The sequence below is a fragment of the Arcicella sp. genome (assembly GCF_964672035.1).
The window spans coordinates 49398-70038 of sequence record NZ_CBABQS010000018.1 but is presented as its reverse complement, the minus strand read 5'-3'; the positions used below and the strand labels follow the sequence as shown (position 1 = coordinate 70038).

Genomic DNA, 20641 nt, shown 5'->3' with positions numbered 1-20641 from the left:
CAAATAGTGAATGCCAAAAATACAAAAAAGCACCAAGATTCTAAATTCTCGATGCTTTTAAAATGCGTTAAAAAGTAATTGTTATCCTACATATTTCAAAAATTCTGCTTTAGTGGCATCTTCTTGAAATTTACCTCCGTAATAACTCGTAATCGTAGTTGAAGTATCATCCTGAATACCTCTTGACGAAACGCAAAGGTGTTTGGCATCAATCACTACTGCAATATCTTTGGTACCTAATATTTTTTCTAATTCCTTCGCAATTTGCATCGTTAGGCGTTCTTGTACCTGTGGACGTTTGGCGAAATGCTGTACAATTCTGTTCAATTTAGAAAGCCCAATTACTTTTCCATTGGCAATGTACGAAACGTGAGCCTTGCCAATAATTGGCACAAAATGGTGTTCACAATTTGAATAGAAGGTGATGTTTTTCTCTACCAACATATCATTGTACTGATATTTATTTTCAAATAGTGCAATAGCAGGCATGTTCTTAGGGTCGAGTCCACTAAAGATTTCCTTGACATACATTTTTGCAACTCGTTTGGGCGTTCCTTTTAATGAGTCATCGGTTAAATCTAAGCCCAATGTTTCCATAATCTGCCGAAAATGGTATTCAATTTGTGCTATTTTTTCATCGTCATTCATTTCAAAAGCATCCTCACGCATGGGGGTATCTACGGAAGTCATTATGTGGTCATCGCCAATTTCTTCATCCGAAAACATTATTTTATTATTGTTATCAACCAACAGGGTATTCAACAAAGTTTCTTTCTGTTTCATATAGTCTTATTTTAAGGTCAAATTGTGGGTCAATTTGCGGTTTTAGTTTGTCGTAAATTACAATGGCAATATGTTCTGCTGATGGATTTAAGTCACTAAATTCTTCGGTATCAAGGTTTAGATTTTTGTGATCAAATTTATCCAAAACTTCACTTTTGATGAGATCACTTAAAACTTTCATATCCATTACATAACCTGTTTCGGGATTAATTTCACCCGTTACTTGAACAATCAAATCGTAATTGTGTCCGTGATAATTGTAGTTATTACATTTTCCATAGACACGTTCATTCTTTTCATCCGACCAATTCGGATTGTTGAGACGGTGGGCAGCATTAAAATGCTCTTTCCTAAACACCGCTACTTTTTTTGGCATCATGGGTTTTGTTCTTAAAATGTATTGAGAATCAGGGTTCATTTAAACGGTTAGCTATTCCGTTTTACAGAACTGAGACAATAATTCGGGGATTTAGTCTCCAAGTTTAAAAGCCGTCTGAAAGGTTGTCAGCAATACTATTAAACTAAATCAGCGTGCGTTATTCAATTGTATTAACCGAATGTAGTTTAAAATTGTTTAGTTTTGTTTAATATTTATTATTAAAACTTAAACAAAACTTAATAACTGTCCTACTTTACAAAAAACACTCTTGAAACGAGAGTAGTTCAGAAAAGTCTTGTAACTTAACGGATATTTATTTTACCTTTAAGTATCATCAATTATGCAACGAAGAGATTTTATTCAGAAAACTGCCTTAGTAAGTTCCTCAGCCGTGATTTTACCGAACATCGTATTTGGTAAACAAAAAGAGGATAAAAAAGTTCGATTAGGTTTTATTGGCATTGGGCTTAGGGGGCGCAATCATCTCGAACAAGCCCTATTTAGGGATGATGTTGAGGTGACTGCTATTTGTGACATTGACCAGAATGCCATCAATGAATCTTTATCTTTAATAAGAGCAAAGGGCAAAAAAGTACCTGCTATTTATAAAAATGGCGACCACGATTTTGAGAATATGGTTAAACGGGAAGATTTGGATGGCGTTGTGATTGCTACCCCGTGGGAATGGCACGTTCCGATGGCGCTCGTTTCGATGAAAGCGGGTAAATATACCGCCGTTGAAGTTTCGGCAACCGTTAAATTACAAGAATCATGGGATTTGGTGAATATGTTCGAGAAGACGGGGTCACATTGTATGATTTTAGAAAATGTTTGTTATCGTCGGGATGTGATGGCGGTTTTGAATATGGTTCGGCAAAATATGTTTGGTGAGTTGGTTCATACCCAATGTGGTTACCAACACGATTTAAGAGAAGTGAAATTTAATGATGGTAAAAAACCGTACGGAGGAGGCGTTGAATTTGGCGAAAAAGGATTTTCAGAAGCAAAATGGAGAACGCAACATTCAGTCGATAGAAACGGAGACTTGTATCCAACGCATGGTTTAGGGCCAGTGGCTGAGATGTTAAATATCAATCGAGGAAATCAGTTTCTTTATTTAACCTCAATTGCCTCGCAAGGTGTTGGTTTGCACAACTATATTGTAAAAAATGGCGGAGAAAACCATCCAAATGCTAAAGTAAAGTTTAAATTAGGTGATGTTGTCACTACGAATATTAAATGTGCCAACGGTCAAACCATTATGATTTCGCACGATACCAATTTGCCCCGACCTTATTCTCTGGGTTTTCGTGTACAAGGTACTAATGGGCTTTGGATGAACGATGGCAATCATATCTATTTGGAGGGTATCAGTAAAAAACCGCATACTTGGGATGATTTCAAGGAATATCAAGATAAATATGACCATCCACTATGGAAAAATCATGCAGCAAATGCGGAGAAAGCTGGACACGGCGGAATTGATTATTTTATCTTACGAGCATTTATCGAATCTATCAAGCGTAAAGTAGCGCCACCAATTGATGTATATGATGCTGCAGCATGGTCGGCCATTAGTCCACTTTCTGAAGAATCAATTGCTAAAGGTTCGGCACCCGTAAAAATTCCAGATTTTACCCGTGGGAAATGGAGGACGAATAAGCCGATATTTGGTTTGGGAGATGAGTATTGAGAAAAAATTCACTAATTTTACGTAATTTATTGCCGAATTTTAATGATAAAAACAATAAAGATTTCAACACCAGGGAGAATTTGCTTATTTGGTGAACATCAAGACTATTTAGGATTACCCGTTATTGCAGCGGCAATTTCAAAAAGAGTAAATATTTCGGGACATCAATTATATGATTCAAAAGCAGTAATTCATTTACCCGATATTAAGCGAAAATTAGTATTCGATATTTTTCCAGAAATGCCTTATGTTTATAAAAGGGATTATTTTCGCTCGGCATTAAATATTTTACAAAGAGAAGGTTATACTTTTAAAAAAGGATTAGAATGTACTGTTCATGGAAACATACCGATTAACTCAGGTACTTCCAGTTCATCGGCTTTATTGGCAAATTGGATAAATTTTCTATCCAGAATTGCCGATCTTCCCAAATCAATTTCTCCTGAAGCGATTGCTGAAATTGCTTACCGTGCGGAGGTTGTGGAGTTTAAGGAAGCTGGGGGAATGATGGATCACTATTCTACTGCCTGCGGAAATGTTATTTACTTGCAATCCATTCCGAAAATTAGTGTAGAGAATTTAAAACCCAACTTAGGAACATTTGTTTTGGGTGATTCTCAAGAGCCGAAAGATACCGTTGGATTGCTTAAACGAGTGAAAGGAGGTGTTTTAGTTGCGATTGAAAAAATCAAAAATAGATTTCCAGACTTTTCCCTTTTTACCGCAAATTTTGATAGTGTACAAGATTTTAAAGATTTCCTAACTTTTGAAGAACAAGAATTAATTGCTGGTAATATAGATAATCATCGAATTTTGAAAGAAGCATTATCATTACTAAAATCAGAATCGTTTGAAGATTATACATTAGGCGATCTCTTAAATCAACATCAATTTAATTTACGAGAAAATCTTAAAATCTCAACCCCAAAAATTGATAGGATGATTCAAGCTGGTTTGGATGCTGGGGCTTTGGGTGGTAAAATTAATGGTTCGGGTGGAGGGGGTTGTATGTTTGTGTATGCACCCGAAAATCCTGAAAAAGTTGCCAAGGCAATTGAACAACAAGGAGGGAAGGCGTACATAATTACCGTTGATGAAGGATCGAGATTGGAAAATAGTTAATAGAGAATAATCAATAGAGAATAGTTTTTAGAACGAATTAAAACACTAAATGGCAAAATTATTAATCATGGCGGGCGGAATGTCGTCACGAATGAAAAAAGTAGAAGGTTCAGAAGCACTTGATTCTACCTTAGTTCAACAGGCAAATACACTTCCCAAGGGAATGATTGGTGTGGGAAAGGATGGTCGTCCATTCATGGATTATCTTATTTACAATGCTCACAAGGCGGGCTATGATGAAGTTTTGATCCTGAAAAATCCGATAGACCATGTAACAAAACCCTATTACGATAAACTTGTAAAGGAAGGGAAAGCATGGGGCATGAAGTTTTTATATGCCACCCAAACAATTGCTCCCGACCGTGAAAAACCCGCAGGAACTGCCGATGCTATTCAACAAGCCTTGGAGCAAACACCCGAATGGAAAGGCGATAGATTTACGGTTTGTAATTCTGATAATTTATATTCGGTCAATGTTTTGAAATTATTGAGTGAAAATCCAGTTCAAAATGCGGTTGTTTCTTATGAAAGTATTGCATTAGGGGTTGAGCCAGAACGAGTTAAATCATTTGCGGTAATTAAAGCCGATGCAGATAATTATTTAGTTGAAATCATTGAAAAACCCAACGAAGAACAAATTGAATCTGCTCGTGATCTAAATGGGAAAATCGGGGTAAACATGAATGTTTTTCATTTCAATTACGATGATATTTTGGAATATGTCCGTAAAGAACCATTTAATCCAATCAGAAATGAAAGGGAGTTGCCAACCGCTGTTATGAAAATGGCCAGCGAAAATCCAAAGAAAGTAATAACGGTTGGCGTTGAAGAAAATGTGCCTGATTTAACTTCCAAAGGAGATATTTCTATTGTTCAGCAATATTTAGTGGACACTTTTGGCGATTTTTAATTTCAAAAATTCCTAACTATCTGCCCTCAATAAACGTTATAAGTTTGTTGAGGGATTTTTTTTATCTTTGTATCTAATTCGCTCAGTTTTAACTCATATATGTCAAATATCAATTCACAAATCATAAATCTTATCCAAAACGGAAACCGTTATGCCAATTCATTAACGGAATATTCACGTAGAAAAACCATTACCGTCAACATTGGCGATATTCCAATGGGTTCAGATTTCCCCATTAGAGTGCAATCAATGACCACGATTGATACCATGGACACAATCGGTTCGGTTGAGCAAACGATTCGCATGATTGAATCGGGTTGTGAATACGTGCGAATCACTGCTCCTTCGGTTAAAGAGGCTCAAAATTTAGAGATTATTCGGAAAGAATTAAGAATCCGTGGATATAATGTTCCCTTAGTTGCCGATATTCATTTTACGCCCAATGCAGCAGAATTAGCAGCTCGTTTGGTTGAAAAAGTGAGAATTAATCCAGGAAATTATGCCGATAAAAAGCGTTTTGAAAATATTGATTATACCGAATCAGGTTACCAAGATGAGTTAGATAGAATCCGAAAAAAGTTTATGCCTTTGGTGAATATTTGCAAAGAATATGGTACAGCGATGCGCATTGGCACAAATCATGGTTCTTTGAGTGATAGAATTTTGAGTAGATACGGTGACACGCCGCTTGGAATGGTCGAATCAGCATTAGAATTTTTGCGTATTTGTGAAGATGAGAATTATTACAATATCGTACTTTCCATGAAAGCCTCAAATACCCAAGTCATGGTGGAGGCGTATCGCTTGTTATGTAAAAAACTGAATGAAGAAGGATTAAAACCATATCCTTTACATTTAGGTGTAACCGAAGCTGGTGAAGGAGAAGACGGTAGAATTAAATCTGCCGTTGGGATTGGAACATTATTAGAAGATGGTTTAGGAGATACCGTTAGAGTAAGTCTAACTGAAGACCCAGAATTTGAAGCACCCGTTGCAAGGGCTTTAATTGATAGGTATTCAAACAGAAAAGAAACTTCAAAATTTATCGCTGGATTTAACTCACAACTCACAACTCACAACTCACAATTGGAATTTGATTCGCCTATCAATCCATTTCAGTATTTTAGAAGGGCAACGCATGAAGTAGCTAATTTTGGGGGACATAATGTACCGAGAGTCATTGCTGATTTTTCTCAAATAGCAGTTATTGAACACGATGATTTAAAACCCATTGGGCATTATTATATTCCTTTGCCCGATAAATGGTCGATGAATGACTTGGGTGCTGATTATATATACACTGGTAAAAAACCTGCTGGCTATATGCTGCCCATGGGATTGAAAGAGATTTTAGATGTTGATGTTTGGGAGAATGCGGAAGATAAAATCAATAAATATCCATTAATGGATATTGAACAATATTTAACGAATCCACAAAAGCATGAGTTGTTAAATTTTGTAAAAGTTAATCTTAGCGAATTAACCTCAGATTTTTTAAAACAATTAAGTGAAGAAAAGCAAATTGTGCTTTTTATTGAAACTGATAACACTCACGCAATGCCTGAATTGCGAAGACTATTTTTTGAACTTATTGATAATCAAAATACGGTTCCAGTCGTTTTAGTTAGAAGATATGCAATGTTACCACAATCAGATTTTCAATTATTTTCAGCTACCGACTGTGGTGGACTCTTAATTGATGGTTTTGGCGATGGTATTTTATTGAAATTGCCTGATTTAACAAATAAAACTGAACTTTTGAATCTATCAAAAAGTTACAATTCTACAGCTTTCGGAATCTTGCAAGCTGCCCGTACACGGATGAGTAAGACCGAATATATCTCTTGTCCATCGTGTGGAAGAACCCTTTTTGATTTGCAAGAAACAACTGCCATGATTCGGAAAAGAACGGAACATTTGAAAGGCGTAAAAATTGGAATCATGGGCTGTATTGTGAATGGACCTGGTGAAATGGCAGATGCGGATTACGGTTATGTTGGGGTAGGGAAAGATAAAATCGCTTTGTACCGAGGGCAAAATGTTATCAAAAAATCAGTGCATTCGGACAATGCAGTAAATGAATTGATTGATATTATTAAAGAAGATGGTATTTGGTTTGAACCAACAAACGTATAACGATTCTCCAGAATCGTACAAACACAAAACTTCTTGAATCTGGAGATTCGAGGCACATTAAAATGTCAAAACTTAAAGATCAATTCAAATTAGGCGAAGCATTCAGCTATTTTTTCAGAATTTTTGGAAAACGTGATCCTTCAAAACCCACAAATTTTAACATTAAAACCATGCACTTTATCAATAAAATATCAATTTTGATGTTTTTGATGTGTGTTTGTGTAATGATTTATAGAGCATTTTTTAGATAAAGATCTGAAAAATAAGCAATTACTATTTTGCTAAAAGTTCATTTCTCAAATCTTAGAGATACCATGAATATCGAAGAATTTAGAGAATATTGCATTGCAAAAAAAAGCGTAACCGAAGAACTGCCTTTCGGACCAAATACACTTGTTTACAAGGTGATGGGAAAAATATTTGCCTTAACTTCTTTAGAATCAGAGAGTTTTAGGGTAAGTTTAAAGTGTAATCCTGCCAAAGCTATTGAGCTAAGGGATGAATTTGATTATATTGTTGGGGCATATCACATGAATAAAACTCACTGGAATACGATTAATTGTGAGCATTCTTCCACAAAACAATTGAAAGAATTAACCGACCAGTCGTATGAATTAGTCGTTTCTGGATTACCTAAAAAAGTACAAACCGAATTGGATAATTTTAAAAATAATTAATGAATTATGGAATGGTTACTACTACTTTTTTTTCTCCCCTTTTTTCTAACCTTGATGTTTTTCAATTGGTTGGAAGAAAAATTCTATAGTTTGCGAGACCTTGAAAAGTTAGGAGAAGGTGAACTCTTATTGTCAGAAAAAAAATATTCAGAAGCACAAATTTTCTTTACGGAAAAACTTAAGTATTTCCCCAAATCTGCAAAAGCTTATTTTTTAAGAGGAAAAGTTAATCTTCTTTTAGAAAATTATTTCTCTGCACTTTACGACATTGAACAATCTATTTCGTTCGATAATACCATCCCAGATTATTTTGTGTTAAAAGGTAAAATTCTTTATAAATTGGAAGAGTTTGATAGAGCATTCTTAGAATTTGACAAAGCTGATTGGTTTTATCGAAGTAGTAATGCAGAAACATTACGTTGGAGAGGAATGTCTCGCTATTTAATTGGTCAAGTTGAAAATGCCATTATTGATTTCAAAAAAGCGGTTGAATTAGGAGATGAAGACGCTGATTATATTCTGAAAACAAAATTTGATTATATACGAAAATAAAGAAAGCGAATCTTTTAAAGATTCGCTTTCTTTATGAGTTGATGGACTCACTATTTCCCTTTAGCTACCCATTGATTGGCCGTTGAAACTGCTGTTTTATCCGAAGTACTTGATTTTACCCAATTACTCAAGAATAAATAAGATGCCTTATCTGTCTTGTTATCAATTAATTTACTCAATACAGCAATCGCTTTTGCGGGTTGATTTTCCCTAAAATATGCTTTGCTTTCTTCTCGCCAAATTCGTCCATCAATTGACTTTTTATCAATCCCTAATTTAGCTAAGTTTACTCGAACTGTATTGATTTTTGTGGTTGAATATCGCATTCCTCGGCTACTATACAAAGAATACATGATGATATTTTCAGCAGTTTGATTCACTAATTTTTTATTATTTTTTACATACAAGCCACTCAAATTACTCATCATCGACTTAAATATTGCGTTCTCATCATCAATTATTACTTTTTGTAGCAATAAGAAATTTGTATTATTCCCATATTGAGCGGTTGGTATTTTCTTTGCGTAAGCATTCATCGCTGAAATATTATCAATGGTATCTCGCATAACTCTCGAAATCATCCCGTATTCAATTAAGAAATTTGTTTCTCTGTTGCCACTTCTAAAACTTGCTTTATAAGCAGAAGTTCTTTGCGTAGGATTCAAGGCTTTCGTTCCCGCATCTATCAATGTTTGAGCCGAATTATTATTTTCACCCAAAATACTGATGTGAATTAATTTAACGTCTTTATCAAAAAATAGGAGGGTTGGCGTTGATAAAATATATAAACCTTGTTTATTCAAAAATGCTGCGCCTTCAGGAGTTGTAATGTCTAATTTATAAGAAACAAAATTCTGGTTATAATAATTACCAACTTGGACAAGGTCAAATGTGGGTTTAAAAGCATTACAAACATGACAAGTAGGCGCATACACTTCTAAAAAAACGGGTTTATTTTGTGCTTTTGCAAAATCAAAGACGGTTCTAAGATTTCCTGTTTGTAAAAATGCAGTTCCTTTTTGGGAAAAAGAAGTACTTACAATGGTTAGACATAACAGCGTAAAAAAGTACTTTTTCATGGATTTTTGTTTATTTCATGTATGGATTCCAAAAATATGCCAATCTCATGATAAGAAATTGGCTTTAACAATCCTTAACAAAAGGAATTACACTTTTTCAGCAGCTTTTATTTCTTCTCTTAAATCTTTTGTCATTGTTTTACATAGATTTTCAATGAGTAATGCTGTTTTTTGATCACCTGTTGCTCGTTCCAAAGTATCACCGATACTACCTATAACTTCGATATAAAAACGCTTCATATCAAAGACTTCCATATCTTTCGTCCATAGTGGCAATGCCATTAATCCTTTGTTGTAATTATCCCAAACACCAATAAATATTGACTTTGTTTCTTCGATACCTTCATTGGGGTTTTCGGTTGCCGACCATGAAATTTGTTCTGGAATATTATCGTCGTCTAATAAAATTTTAAAATTAATTTCTGAATTTTTCATAAAATGCTTTTACGATTAACATGGAGTATCTCCATTTTTATCACAAAATTAATTGATTATTTTCCATTTTGACCTATCAAATCATAAAAGATAACGACTAACTTTGCACCCCAATTTAAATCTTAATCATTATCAAGTAAAACATGATGTCGAAGATGAATTATCAAGAAACCATAGAATATCTTTATCAACAACTTCCAGTATTTCATCGGATTGGTAAAAAAGCATTTAAGGCAGATTTAAATAATACAATCGAACTTTGTAACTATCTCAACAATCCTCAGTGTAAATTTAATACGATTCATATTGCTGGTACAAATGGTAAAGGAAGTTCATCTCATTATATAGCATCTATTTTGCAAAGTGCTGGTTATAAAACTGGATTATATACTTCGCCCCATTTAAAATCATTTACAGAGAGAATAAGAATTAATGGCGCTCCGATTCCAGAAGAAAAGGTAATTACTTTTGTCGAAAAAAATATGGTATTTCTTGCCAACTTAAAGCCTTCTTTTTTCGAAATGAGTGTAGGTATGGCTTTTGAATATTTTGCTCAAGAACAAGTAGATATTGCCGTTATTGAGGTTGGTTTAGGTGGTCGATTAGATTCTACAAACATCATTACACCATTACTTTCTTTAATTACCAATATAAGTTATGATCATACAGATATTCTCGGAGAGACACTTCCAGAAATTGCATTTGAAAAAGCAGGGATTATTAAATCTCAAATTCCGGTGGTTGTAAGTGAAAGAAACGTGGACACTGAAGCTGTTTTTATTGAAAAGGCAAAGAAAGAAAATGCACCTTTATATTTTGCAGAAGATTTTTACAAAGTGTTAAACTTTGCAGAAAAGGATTTTTTATTGCAAGTTGAATTATTGGATTTAACCAATTATCAGAAAAGAGAAATACAATCTCAATTGGTAGGACAATATCAGTTAAAAAATATTTTAGGGGTACTTAAATCGGTTGACATTTTAAATGATTTGGGTTTTGGAATCAACAAAAGAGCAACTTTGGACGGATTAAAATCGGTAATTTGTCAAACGGGTTTAAAAGGGCGTTGGCAAATACTATCTGAAAATCCAAGAATGATTTGTGATACTGCTCATAATATTGCAGGAATATCACAAGTATTAAGCAGTCTTGAAAAAATTGAATATTGTAAATTATGGATGGTTTTAGGGTTTGTGGCTGATAAAGATATTTCAAGTATTTTATCATTGCTTCCTAAAGACGCCAATTATATTTTTTGTGAGGCAAATATTCCAAGAGCGCTAAATTCGGCTAAATTATTAGAAGAAGCCAGAAAATATGGACTAGTAGGAGAGGAGATTGCAAATGTAAACGAGGCAATAATTTATGTCAAATCAAAAGCCAATCTCAATGATTTAATTTATATTGGCGGAAGCACATTTGTAGTTGCTGAGATTTCTGAGAACTTTGATACTTTAATAAATTGAGTAAATCCAGGTAATTCCTCGATTATTTTTTTTGATAATTACACAACAAAATATTATTCTGCAAATAAATTAACTCAATAGGTATTCTTTTGACATTTGATATTTATTAAATGAGAAGTCAATCATGGTATAACTATCAGGAATAATATTTTTTAAGCGATTCTCAGCCACTTTAATTTAATTCATAAGTAGTTGATTTTCAGTTACTTATGAATTAGTAGTAAAATGATAGACAAGTTTTACCCTTTCAAAATACTAACTAAATAGTTAAGGTATTGTAAATCAGCTACTTATCATTAATTACGAAGGACATAAGGAGTTTTAAACTAAAATATATTTCAGGAAATAGTCAAAGTCTATTCGACTATTATTTTTAGTATACATAAATATGAGTAGAAAGAAAAACATAAGATTCCAAGAAATTGAGATTAATAGTAATGTAATTCAGAGGGGTAAGCCATTATTTGAAACGATTAAAGGAAATTGGGATGAGGAGTTTTTTAAAAACAAAAATCCAATAATTTTAGAATTAGGATGTGGTAAAGGTGAATATACAGTTGGTTTAGCTAAAGTATTTCCTGATAAAAACTTTATCGGAATTGATATTAAAGGAGATAGAATTGCGGTTGGGAGTAACCAAGCAATAGCGTTAGGACTTGATAATGTGGTTTTTTTAAGAGCTAAAGTTCATGATTTGCTTGACTTTTTTAATCAGGAAGAAGTTTCTGAGATATGGATTACTTTTCCAGATCCTCACTCATTATATAGTGGTGTGAGAAGAAGAATGACAAATGAAAGGTTCTTGAAGATATACAAATTCCTTTTAAACGAAGATGGTTTACTACATTTAAAAACTGACAATGAGGCGTTTTTTGACTATTCAATAGAAAGTTTGAATAAATTTGGTGTGTGCAACTTTATTTATACAAAGGATTTATACAAGTCGGACTTGAATGTCATTCATCATGGTATTAAAACAAGATTTGAAGAAAAATTCACGGCGAAGGGCTTTAACATTAATTACCTCTCTTGTCAATTCATACTATAAAGAAGGCTCCTCAAATTTTGAGAAGCCTTCTTTGTCATTCGGGAAGAGATTATTTATTGATCAATTGAGCAAAATAATTAACCGTTCTTACCAACTGTGAAACGTAAGACATTTCATTATCATACCAAGAAACAGTACGAACTAATTGCGTATCTCCTACATTTTGAACTTTCGTTTGAGTGGCATCAAATAATGAACCGAATGATGTTCCAATAATGTCGCTGCTTACAATTTCATCAACATTATATCCAAAGCTCTCATTTGATGCAGCTTTCATTGCAGCATTAATTTCTTCAACTGTTGTCTTTTTAGCTAAGACTACCGTTAATTCAGTTAATGAACCTGTGATCACTGGAACTCTTTGAGCTGAACCATCCAATTTACCTTTCAAAGAAGGAAGTACCAAGCCAATCGCTTTTGCTGCTCCAGTTGAATTTGGAACTATATTTTCAGCTGCTGCTCTTGCTCTTCTCAAATCACCTTTTGGATGTGGAGCATCCAACGTATTCTGATCATTTGTATAAGCGTGTACAGTTGTCATTAAACCATTCACAATCCCGAATTGCTCTTCTAAAACCTGAGCCATTGGAGCCAAACAGTTTGTCGTACATGATGCGCCGCTAATTACAGTTTCGCTACCATCTAAAATTTGATGGTTTACATTGAATACGATTGTTTTTGCATCACCAGTAGCAGGAGCGGAGATTACTACTTTTTTTGCACCAGCAGTAATATGAGCAGAAGCTTTTTCTGTATCGGCAAAAAAACCAGTACATTCTAAAACAACATCTACATCATGTTGACCCCAAGGAATTAAAGCAGGATCTCTTTGAGCATAAATAGTAACAGCCTCGCCATTAACCACAATCGTGTTGTCTGTTGAAGAAACTTCTACGTTAAAACGTCCTTGTGCTGAGTCATATTTCAACAAATGAGCCAATACCTTTGGACTCGTTAAGTCATTGATTGCTACTACATCAATGCCTTCCATGTTATAAATTTGGCGATAGACTAAACGTCCTATTCTACCAAAACCATTAATTGCAACTTTAACTTTTGCCATCTTTAAGAGAATGTAAATTATAAATTACTTGATTTAAATACTCTACAAAAGTAATGTATTTAATGACATAATACAAACTAGAGGAGCCAAATACAAAATAGGTAACTTAGTAATACTAACTATATAAATTAGTAAAATCTTGTTATGTTGGTTAAAATTACTAAAAATAGTAGTAATTATGTTTAGCCTTACTGCTTATATTAGTACTCTTAATGCTTTTTTGCTGATTGACCTTCTTATGATAAAACGAGAAAGTCGAAAAATTTAGTGTATCTCGCTATCCAGCCTATGAGGATATAAACTGTGCTTTGAGAGATAATAAACAACTGCCACACAAATTAAAATACTCGATTATATACAGTTTGAAAAGTAATCTAAAGGATTTTAATATATTATTCATTAAACAAGGAGTAAAGGTTATAAAATTGACATGAAATTCTCTGAAAGTAATAATATATCAAAATTCTGCACTACCTTGTAAGCATTGATAAAAAGTGTAAATTAGTATTCAAGATAGATTATAAAAAAATTAAAAATAACGTAATCTAATCTTGCTTCCTAGTCAGGAAAGTTTAGAATGATATGCTGGCATAATTATAGAATAACTTATTGTAATATAATTATATAATAGACCAAAGTTTACTAATTTGGCAAAGTTGTGGAGCAATTAAGTATTATAATCATGTGAAATATTAAAGTATTGTCATTGTTTTACTTGCTGACAATATGTCATAAATATAAATATACGATTAGTAAGATAATAAAAATATAAATACCAAATATAATATTGTTTTCAAATATATTCATTTTCAATAATATTATATATGCTTAGTAATCAGCGTATTATAATGTATTAGCTTGTGTAAAACTTAATACTGATTCTACAAATACTCTAACATAATCCCTCCAGATTATTCAGAAAATTCTGTCTGAATAATATCAAAATAATCTTCTTGTTGATGTAATATCGTTGAAATACTTTTACTTTGTATTTTAAATTTCAAATGAATAAATACTGAAATATTTAATGGAACAATTAAAAACTATTATTGAAAACGCATGGGAGGATACCAGCCTCCGCTCAACACAAGAAACAAAAACTGCAATTGAAACAATCGTAGAGAAAGTTGATAAAGGAGAATTACGTACGGCTCAACCAAATGAAGATGGTTCATGGACGGTGAATGATTGGGTGAAAAAAGCAATTATTATGTATTTCCCAATGCGTCAAATGGAAGTACAAGAAGTAGGTATTTTTGAATTTCACGATAAAATGAAATTAAAAAATAATTATGCTGCTTTGGGCGTAAGAGTTGTTCCTCCTGCGGTTGCACGTTATGGAGCATTCTTAGCGAAAGGCGTAATTATGATGCCTTCGTATGTAAATATTGGTGCTTACGTAGATTCTGGAACGATGGTTGATACTTGGGCAACGGTTGGAAGTTGTGCGCAAATCGGAAAAGATGTGCATTTAAGTGGTGGTGTTGGTATTGGTGGCGTTTTAGAACCCGCTCAGGCAGCTCCAGTAATTATTGAAGATGGTGCTTTCATCGGTTCACGTTGTATCGTGGTTGAAGGAGCAAGAATTGGTAAACGTGCTGTTTTGGGTGCGGGCGTCACTATTACTGGTAGCTCTAAAATCATTGATATAACTGGCCCTGAACCAGTGGAATACATTGGATTTGTACCTGAGAATAGCGTTGTTATTCCTGGAAGTTTAACGAAGAAATTCCCAGCGGGTGAATATAATGTACCATGTGCTTTGATTATTGGTAAACGTAAAGAGAGTACAGATTTAAAAACTTCATTAAACCAAGCCTTACGTGAAAACAATGTAACTGTTTAAGTTTCAATTATTTAAAATAACAAGAAAAGTAGAGATAGGGGAGAAGTCCTCCACGACTTTTCTTGTTATTTGATTATTTTATTATCTCTTAAATGTTTGTTCATTTCCTAATCTTTAGTTACTACTAATCCCTAACCTCCGCAATAACTACCTTCCCATTTTCTAAAACAGGTTCAATCATAATTACAACAGACTTAGACGTTGGTGTATTACTCTTATCAGCTATTGAATCTATTGGTACTAATGGATTGGCTTCTGGAAAATAGGTTGCTACATTCTTTAAAGGAATATTATAAGGCACTACAATGAAACGTTGCACTTCCCTATGCGTTCCCCCGTAATAGTTATGAAGATTAACTACTTGATAATGGGTTAAATTTGCGTCAGTGATGTCTTTTTCATTCATCATAATTACCCTCCGCTCATTATATATTCCTCTGTAGCGGTCATTTAAACCATAAATGGTGGTATTAAATTGGTCGTGTGAGCGTATGGTCATCATTAAATATTCATTTTCTTTTAAAGAGTGTTGCGTTGGAGCATTTATTGTAAACTGTGCTTTTTTACTTTCCGTCGTAAATTTACCTTCTCTGGGAGCATTTGGTAAAAAGAAACCCTCCTCATTGACTACCCGAGCATTGTAATTATCAAAACCTTCAACTGTTTGTTCTATTAAATCCCGAATTCCATTATAGTCACCAATTAAATTATCCCAATTCACTTCATACTTATTGACATCAAGCGTTGCTTTTGCCATTGCAGCAACAATAGCTGGTTCAGAAAGTAAGGTATCTGACGGTGGAGAAAGTATACCTTTTGAGTTATGAACAAAACCAGTAGAATTTTCTACGGTAACAAATTGTTGTCCACTTGCCTGTATATCCTCATCCGTCCGACCAAGCGTAGGTAGAATTATTCCCACCTTTCCGTGTACCAAATGCGAACGATTTAATTTTGTGGATACATGAACTGTTAAATCACAATTGGTCATTGCTCTTGCGGTATAGTCAGTATCAGGCGTAGCAGAAAGGAAATTTCCACCCAACCCAAAGAACACCTTTCCCTTCTTTTCGTGCATTACTTTGATTGCCTCCACCGTTCCGAAACCATGCTCTTGTGGGGGCTTAAAACCAAAGACTTTCTCGATACTATCCAACAATTTTTGAGAAGGTTTTTCAAATATACCAACCGTTCTATTCCCTTGTACATTACTATGCCCCCGTACAGGAAAAGTCCCCGCACCCTCACGTCCAATACTCCCTTTGAGTAATAAAAGATTAACAACTTCCTGAATAGAAATAACAGAATTTTTATGTTGCGTCATGCCCATCGCCCAACAGATAACTATTTTGTTATGTACCGCCAAAAGGTCTGCAACTTGTTGAATTTTACCTAATTCTACGCCTGATTGAATGGCTAATTGATAAATTGAATAACCATTCAAATTATCAATTAAATCCTTAAAACCTTCAGTTTCAGCATTTATGAAAGAATAATCAAAAACTTGACCGTCTGAAAGTGTATCAGCCTCCACTAATAGTTTTATGATACATTTTATTAATGCTAAGTCTTGATTTAGATTTACTTGTAGATAAATATCCGTTAAAGTTGTCGCACCTGTGAGTATATCACGCACGTCTTGTGGGTTTTTGAAGGCTAATAAACCCGCTTCAATCAAGGGATTTATCGCAACTATTTTTGCCCCATTTCTTTTGGCTCTTTCTAAAGAACTTAACATTCGAGGAGCATTTGTACCAGGGTTTTGTCCCATGATAATGATTACCTCCGCTTTCTCCAAATCCTTCAAAGTAGTAGAGCCTTTCCCTATACCCAGCGTTGCTATCAGTGCTGACCCCGAGGATTCATGACACATATTAGAGCAGTCTGGCATATTGTTCGTTCCATACATTCTAACAAAGAGTTGATACAGAAATGCGGCTTCATTAGAGGTGCGTCCCGAAGTATAGAAAATTGCGTCATTGGGAGATGGAAGATTTTTTAAGGATGTACCAATAAATTGAAAGGTATCATTCCACGAAATTTTCTCGTAATGGGTTTGTCCCTCACGTACAATCATTGGGTGCGTCAGGCGACCTTGTTGTCCTAACCAATAATCAGATTTGTTAGAAAGTTCTTCTACTGAATATCTTTGGAAAAAAACAGGCGTTACTTTTAGCGTTGTAGCTTCCTCCGCAATGGCTTTTGCACCACTTTCGCAATATTCAGCGATAGCAGAACGATGGTCGGGGTCGGGCCAAGCACAACTTGGGCAATCAATGCCGTGCTTTTGATTTAGTTTGAATAAAGTCTTTATACCTCTAACAAAGGGCATTGCGCCAAAGACGTGTCTTACAGACGAAGCAACAGCGGTTATACCAACGGCTTCATCGTAAGGTAAATCTAATTTTAGTCCTGTAAATGCTAAGGGAGTATTTGGATTGATATTGTTCATGATTGCTAAGTTAAATAGTAGGGAAATTTTATATGTTACTCAATTCGCTCTTTTCCTGTATAAATATTAAAACTATCATTTCTGAGAAAACCGATTAAAGTTATCCCAAATTGCTCTGCCGTTTGAATTGCCAGACTTGATGGAGCTCCTATCGTAACGATAATAGAGATGTTAGCCATTACAGCCTTCTGAACCAATTCAAAGCTGGCTCTACTACTCATGAGCAAGACTTTGTTATATAAGGGTAATAAATCTTGCGTCAGGGCATTTCCAATAATTTTATCCAAAGCGTTGTGTCTGCCAATGTCTTCTCTCAATGATACAATCTTACCCATTATATCAAACAAAGCTGCAGCGTGAAGTCCACCCGTATATTCAAATATTTTTTGATATTGCGATAAACGCTTAGGTAAGTTATAAATATACTCTTTACTTACTTTTAGCGCATTTTGTTCAAGTTTTTGTTTGGGTAAATCGCAAATCATCTTGTCAATGGATTCGATAGATGCCTTACCACATACGCCACAACTGGATGTAGCATAAAAATTGCGTTGGAGCATTTGAAGATTTACGGAAACGTCAGGCTTTAATTCTACTCGAACAATATTTTCAGTGGCTTGCTTTCCTGCATCTACGCAATATTTCACACTCATAACTTGATTGTAAGAGGTGATAATCCCTTCCGAATACATGAATCCCAAAGCCAATTCAAAGTCGTGCGTAGGTGTACGCATCGTAACGGATACACTACGTTGCTGACGATCATCAATACTTCCATACCCTAAACGAATTTCTAAGGGTTCTTCAACCACGACCAGGTCTGATTTTTCTTCAAAACTATCAATGGATACTTTTAATAAATTTACGGGAGATATGGCGTACATAGAAAATGTTTAAATAGATACTTTATAAGGCTTTAATTCCTTTTGTTAGAATGTTATTGCAAATTTGTAAATAAAATCATTGAAATAGAAAATTTATACGAATGTTATACGAATCAGCACCCTTGCGATTGGGTCATTATAATCGCCTTGAAGTAATTAAAGAATTAGATTTCGGGCTTTATCTGGATGGCTACGATGGCGAAGAAATATTAATTCCTCGTGTGTATGTACCAGAAGGAACCCAAATAGGTGACTTTCTTGAGGTCTTCATTTACCGAGATTCAGAAGATCGTTTGATTGCTACAACCTTAAAACCTTATGCCACCGTTGGAGAATTTGCGTATTTGAAGGTTAAAGATGTCAGTAAATTGGGGGTTTTCTTGGACTGGGGATTGATGAAAGACCTTTTAGTGCCTTTCGGAGAACAGACACACAAAATGGGTTTAGGGCGTTCTTACTTAGTTTACATTTATATAGATGAAGAAAGTGAAAGGATTGTTGCGTCAGCGAAGTTGGATAAATTCTTAGAAAATGATAGTACTAAGTTTACAGAAGGGCAAGAAGTATCACTTATTCCATATGAATATACAGATTTAGGAATCAAAGCATTGATTGATAAACGTTGCATCGGAGTAATTTACAAAAGTGAAGTCTTTCAAGATGTCATATTAGGGGAAGTTACAAAAGGATTTATCAAAAAAATCAGAACCGATACGAAGATAGATTTAGCTTTGGTAAAACAAGGATACGATAGAATTGACAATGTTAAATCAAAAATATATGACTTATTAGTTTCCAAAGAAGGTTTCCTTCCATATACTGATAAGACAGATTCTGAAATAATTTATCGTGATTTACAAATGTCAAAAAAGGATTTTAAGAAAGCGATAGGAGGATTGTACCGAGATGACAAAGTTAAACTGCAAGATGACGGAATTTACATTAAACAATAGCAATACTTATGTAAATTACAGACGTATCTAAATTATTGCATCTGTAATTTACATAAGTATCCATAGAATTACAATTGTTCATACATTTAATATTGTAATATGTAAATATATTTATTACATTTGTAATGTAAACAATTACATACAAAGGTTTACAATTGACAAATGGATTTAAACAAGAAAATAGAACAGATTATAATTGACAAAGGTCTATCGCCGAGTTATTTTGCGGATACAATTGGCATTCAACGAAGTAGTATTTCACATATACTTTCGGGGAGAAATAAGCCAAGTTTGGACATTATTCAACGTATTTTGAAGGTTTTTCCTGATATTGACCGAGATTGGCTGCTTTTTGATTCTGAGATACCTCAACAAAATACGCCCCAAATTAATAGACAACAGCCTGTAAATCAGCAAAATACAAGGCAAAGTTTGTATCAGCAAGCGCCACGAGAATCGCCTAAAACATTTCAGGCCGAACCTAATGTCGTGAAATCGCCTGTAAATATGCCCGTAAAGCGTAAAATTGAGCGTCCGACAGTTCCTTCTCCTTCATCATCAGGCAAAAATATAGAAAGGATTATGATATTTTATACCGATGGGACTTTTGAAGAAAAAAGACCGAGTTAGTAAAGTGTGTCAGTTTTTCTAACCTGGCTATAAATTACAAAACAGATCAGAAAACTGTCATACAAAATAGGGTAGAGTAGGAGCGAACTTCTATTTTATCCTATTTTAATTTACTAATAAATAGGATAGGCCTTAAAATCCCACTATCCTATCTTTAAATCAATTTTATGAGCTTCAATTTCCCCTATATTATGGTTAAGTTCAAAAATTAGTACAGGGGTTTTAAAAGCGAAAAATAATGTTTACCGCATCATTTTAAAAATATTCAAAAAAAATCTCAACTCTTATTTTAGAAAATACTGTAGACTTTCTATATTATAAATGGGTAGATCCTATTGTGTTTTTGAATCATCCATCGCTACTTACCTACCTGCCCATTTCGTTGAAGAGATATAGTAATAAATAGTAGGGACTACCCGTCATTTACTGGATTTGGGTAAAATATAGTTCTTCTTCATTGGCATTTTTTAGTAAAATAAAGCCTATTGCTGCCTTTTTAGGCATCAGATTTCAAATGCAACACTGTATCTCCA

At 34.2% G+C, this 20641-nt stretch carries 19 protein-coding genes; 12 read left to right on the top strand and 7 right to left on the bottom strand.

What is annotated here, in order from left to right:
• Positions 1–81: 81 nt before the first annotated feature.
• Positions 82–783, bottom strand: coding sequence for a GTP cyclohydrolase I FolE (folE, locus tag AC1W31_RS07430; protein WP_481733785.1), 702 nt, complete (start codon positions 781–783; stop codon positions 82–84).
• Positions 743–1159, bottom strand: a complete 417-nt coding sequence (locus AC1W31_RS07425) for a 6-pyruvoyl trahydropterin synthase family protein (RefSeq protein WP_481733788.1) — start codon at positions 1157–1159, stop codon at positions 743–745. The genes folE and AC1W31_RS07425 overlap by 41 nt, the downstream gene beginning before the upstream one ends.
• 343 nt (positions 1160–1502) lie before the next feature.
• Between AC1W31_RS07425 and AC1W31_RS07420 the strand changes: the two genes are divergently transcribed.
• The 7 genes from AC1W31_RS07420 (at position 1503) to AC1W31_RS07390 (ending at position 8252) form a co-directional block, all read left to right on the top strand.
• Positions 1503–2855 carry a Gfo/Idh/MocA family protein gene (locus tag AC1W31_RS07420; protein ID WP_481733784.1) on the top strand — a complete coding sequence of 451 codons (1353 nt, stop codon included), beginning with the start codon at positions 1503–1505 and terminating at the stop codon, positions 2853–2855.
• Between the two features lie 42 nt (positions 2856–2897).
• Entirely contained in the window at positions 2898–3977 is a 1080-nt protein-coding gene (locus AC1W31_RS07415; protein WP_481733783.1) for a GHMP family kinase ATP-binding protein, read from the top strand.
• 49 nt (positions 3978–4026) lie between these two features.
• On the top strand, positions 4027–4887 hold the full coding sequence (locus AC1W31_RS07410; RefSeq protein ID WP_481733782.1) for a sugar phosphate nucleotidyltransferase: 861 nt from the start codon (positions 4027–4029) through the stop codon (positions 4885–4887).
• A gap of 99 nt (positions 4888–4986) precedes the next feature.
• Positions 4987–7023 (top strand): (E)-4-hydroxy-3-methylbut-2-enyl-diphosphate synthase, encoded by a 2037-nt coding sequence (ispG, locus tag AC1W31_RS07405; RefSeq protein WP_481733781.1) that lies wholly within the window; start codon positions 4987–4989, stop codon positions 7021–7023.
• Positions 7024–7085: 62 nt separating this feature from the next.
• Positions 7086–7274 (top strand): DUF6728 family protein, encoded by a 189-nt coding sequence (locus AC1W31_RS07400; RefSeq protein ID WP_481733780.1) that lies wholly within the window; start codon positions 7086–7088, stop codon positions 7272–7274.
• A gap of 63 nt (positions 7275–7337) precedes the next feature.
• Positions 7338–7700, top strand: a complete 363-nt coding sequence (locus tag AC1W31_RS07395) for an MmcQ/YjbR family DNA-binding protein (RefSeq protein WP_481733779.1) — start codon at positions 7338–7340, stop codon at positions 7698–7700.
• 54 nt (positions 7701–7754) lie between these two features.
• Positions 7755–8252 (top strand): tetratricopeptide repeat protein, encoded by a 498-nt coding sequence (locus tag AC1W31_RS07390; protein ID WP_481733778.1) that lies wholly within the window; start codon positions 7755–7757, stop codon positions 8250–8252.
• A 50-nt stretch (positions 8253–8302) separates the two neighbouring features.
• Here AC1W31_RS07390 and AC1W31_RS07385 read toward each other — a convergent pair whose 3' ends face one another.
• Together AC1W31_RS07385 and gldC are read right to left on the bottom strand one after the other, a co-directional pair.
• Positions 8303–9331, bottom strand: a complete 1029-nt coding sequence (locus AC1W31_RS07385) for a thioredoxin family protein (protein ID WP_481733777.1) — start codon at positions 9329–9331, stop codon at positions 8303–8305.
• Between the two features lie 87 nt (positions 9332–9418).
• Positions 9419–9766: a gliding motility protein GldC gene (gldC, locus tag AC1W31_RS07380; RefSeq protein WP_481733776.1), complete on the bottom strand. Its 348-nt coding sequence runs from the start codon at positions 9764–9766 to the stop codon at positions 9419–9421.
• Positions 9767–9921: 155 nt separating this feature from the next.
• Between gldC and AC1W31_RS07375 the strand changes: the two genes are divergently transcribed.
• Together AC1W31_RS07375 and trmB are read left to right on the top strand one after the other, a co-directional pair.
• A complete protein-coding gene (locus AC1W31_RS07375; protein ID WP_481733775.1) occupies positions 9922–11232 on the top strand; it encodes a bifunctional folylpolyglutamate synthase/dihydrofolate synthase in 1311 nt (436 codons plus the stop codon).
• Positions 11233–11620: 388 nt separating this feature from the next.
• Positions 11621–12280: a tRNA (guanosine(46)-N7)-methyltransferase TrmB gene (gene trmB / locus AC1W31_RS07370; RefSeq protein ID WP_481733774.1), complete on the top strand. Its 660-nt coding sequence runs from the start codon at positions 11621–11623 to the stop codon at positions 12278–12280.
• 49 nt (positions 12281–12329) lie between these two features.
• Here the strand turns inward: trmB and gap are convergent, their stop codons facing one another.
• Positions 12330–13343, bottom strand: a complete 1014-nt coding sequence (gene gap, locus AC1W31_RS07365; RefSeq protein WP_481733773.1) for a type I glyceraldehyde-3-phosphate dehydrogenase — start codon at positions 13341–13343, stop codon at positions 12330–12332.
• Positions 13344–14370: 1027 nt separating this feature from the next.
• Here gap and AC1W31_RS07360 point away from each other — a divergent pair.
• Positions 14371–15189: a 2,3,4,5-tetrahydropyridine-2,6-dicarboxylate N-succinyltransferase gene (locus AC1W31_RS07360; RefSeq protein ID WP_481733772.1), complete on the top strand. Its 819-nt coding sequence runs from the start codon at positions 14371–14373 to the stop codon at positions 15187–15189.
• Positions 15190–15313: 124 nt separating this feature from the next.
• Here the strand turns inward: AC1W31_RS07360 and AC1W31_RS07355 are convergent, their stop codons facing one another.
• A complete protein-coding gene (locus tag AC1W31_RS07355; protein ID WP_481733771.1) occupies positions 15314–17641 on the bottom strand; it encodes an FdhF/YdeP family oxidoreductase in 2328 nt (775 codons plus the stop codon).
• 35 nt (positions 17642–17676) lie between these two features.
• Entirely contained in the window at positions 17677–18525 is an 849-nt protein-coding gene (gene fdhD / locus AC1W31_RS07350; RefSeq protein WP_481733770.1) for a formate dehydrogenase accessory sulfurtransferase FdhD, read from the bottom strand.
• A 101-nt stretch (positions 18526–18626) separates the two neighbouring features.
• Here fdhD and AC1W31_RS07345 point away from each other — a divergent pair, with 101 nt between their 5' ends.
• A complete protein-coding gene (locus tag AC1W31_RS07345; protein WP_481733769.1) occupies positions 18627–19478 on the top strand; it encodes a CvfB family protein in 852 nt (283 codons plus the stop codon).
• Between the two features lie 162 nt (positions 19479–19640).
• Entirely contained in the window at positions 19641–20108 is a 468-nt protein-coding gene (locus tag AC1W31_RS07340) for a helix-turn-helix domain-containing protein (protein ID WP_481733768.1), read from the top strand.
• The last annotated feature ends 533 nt before the right edge of the window (positions 20109–20641 follow it).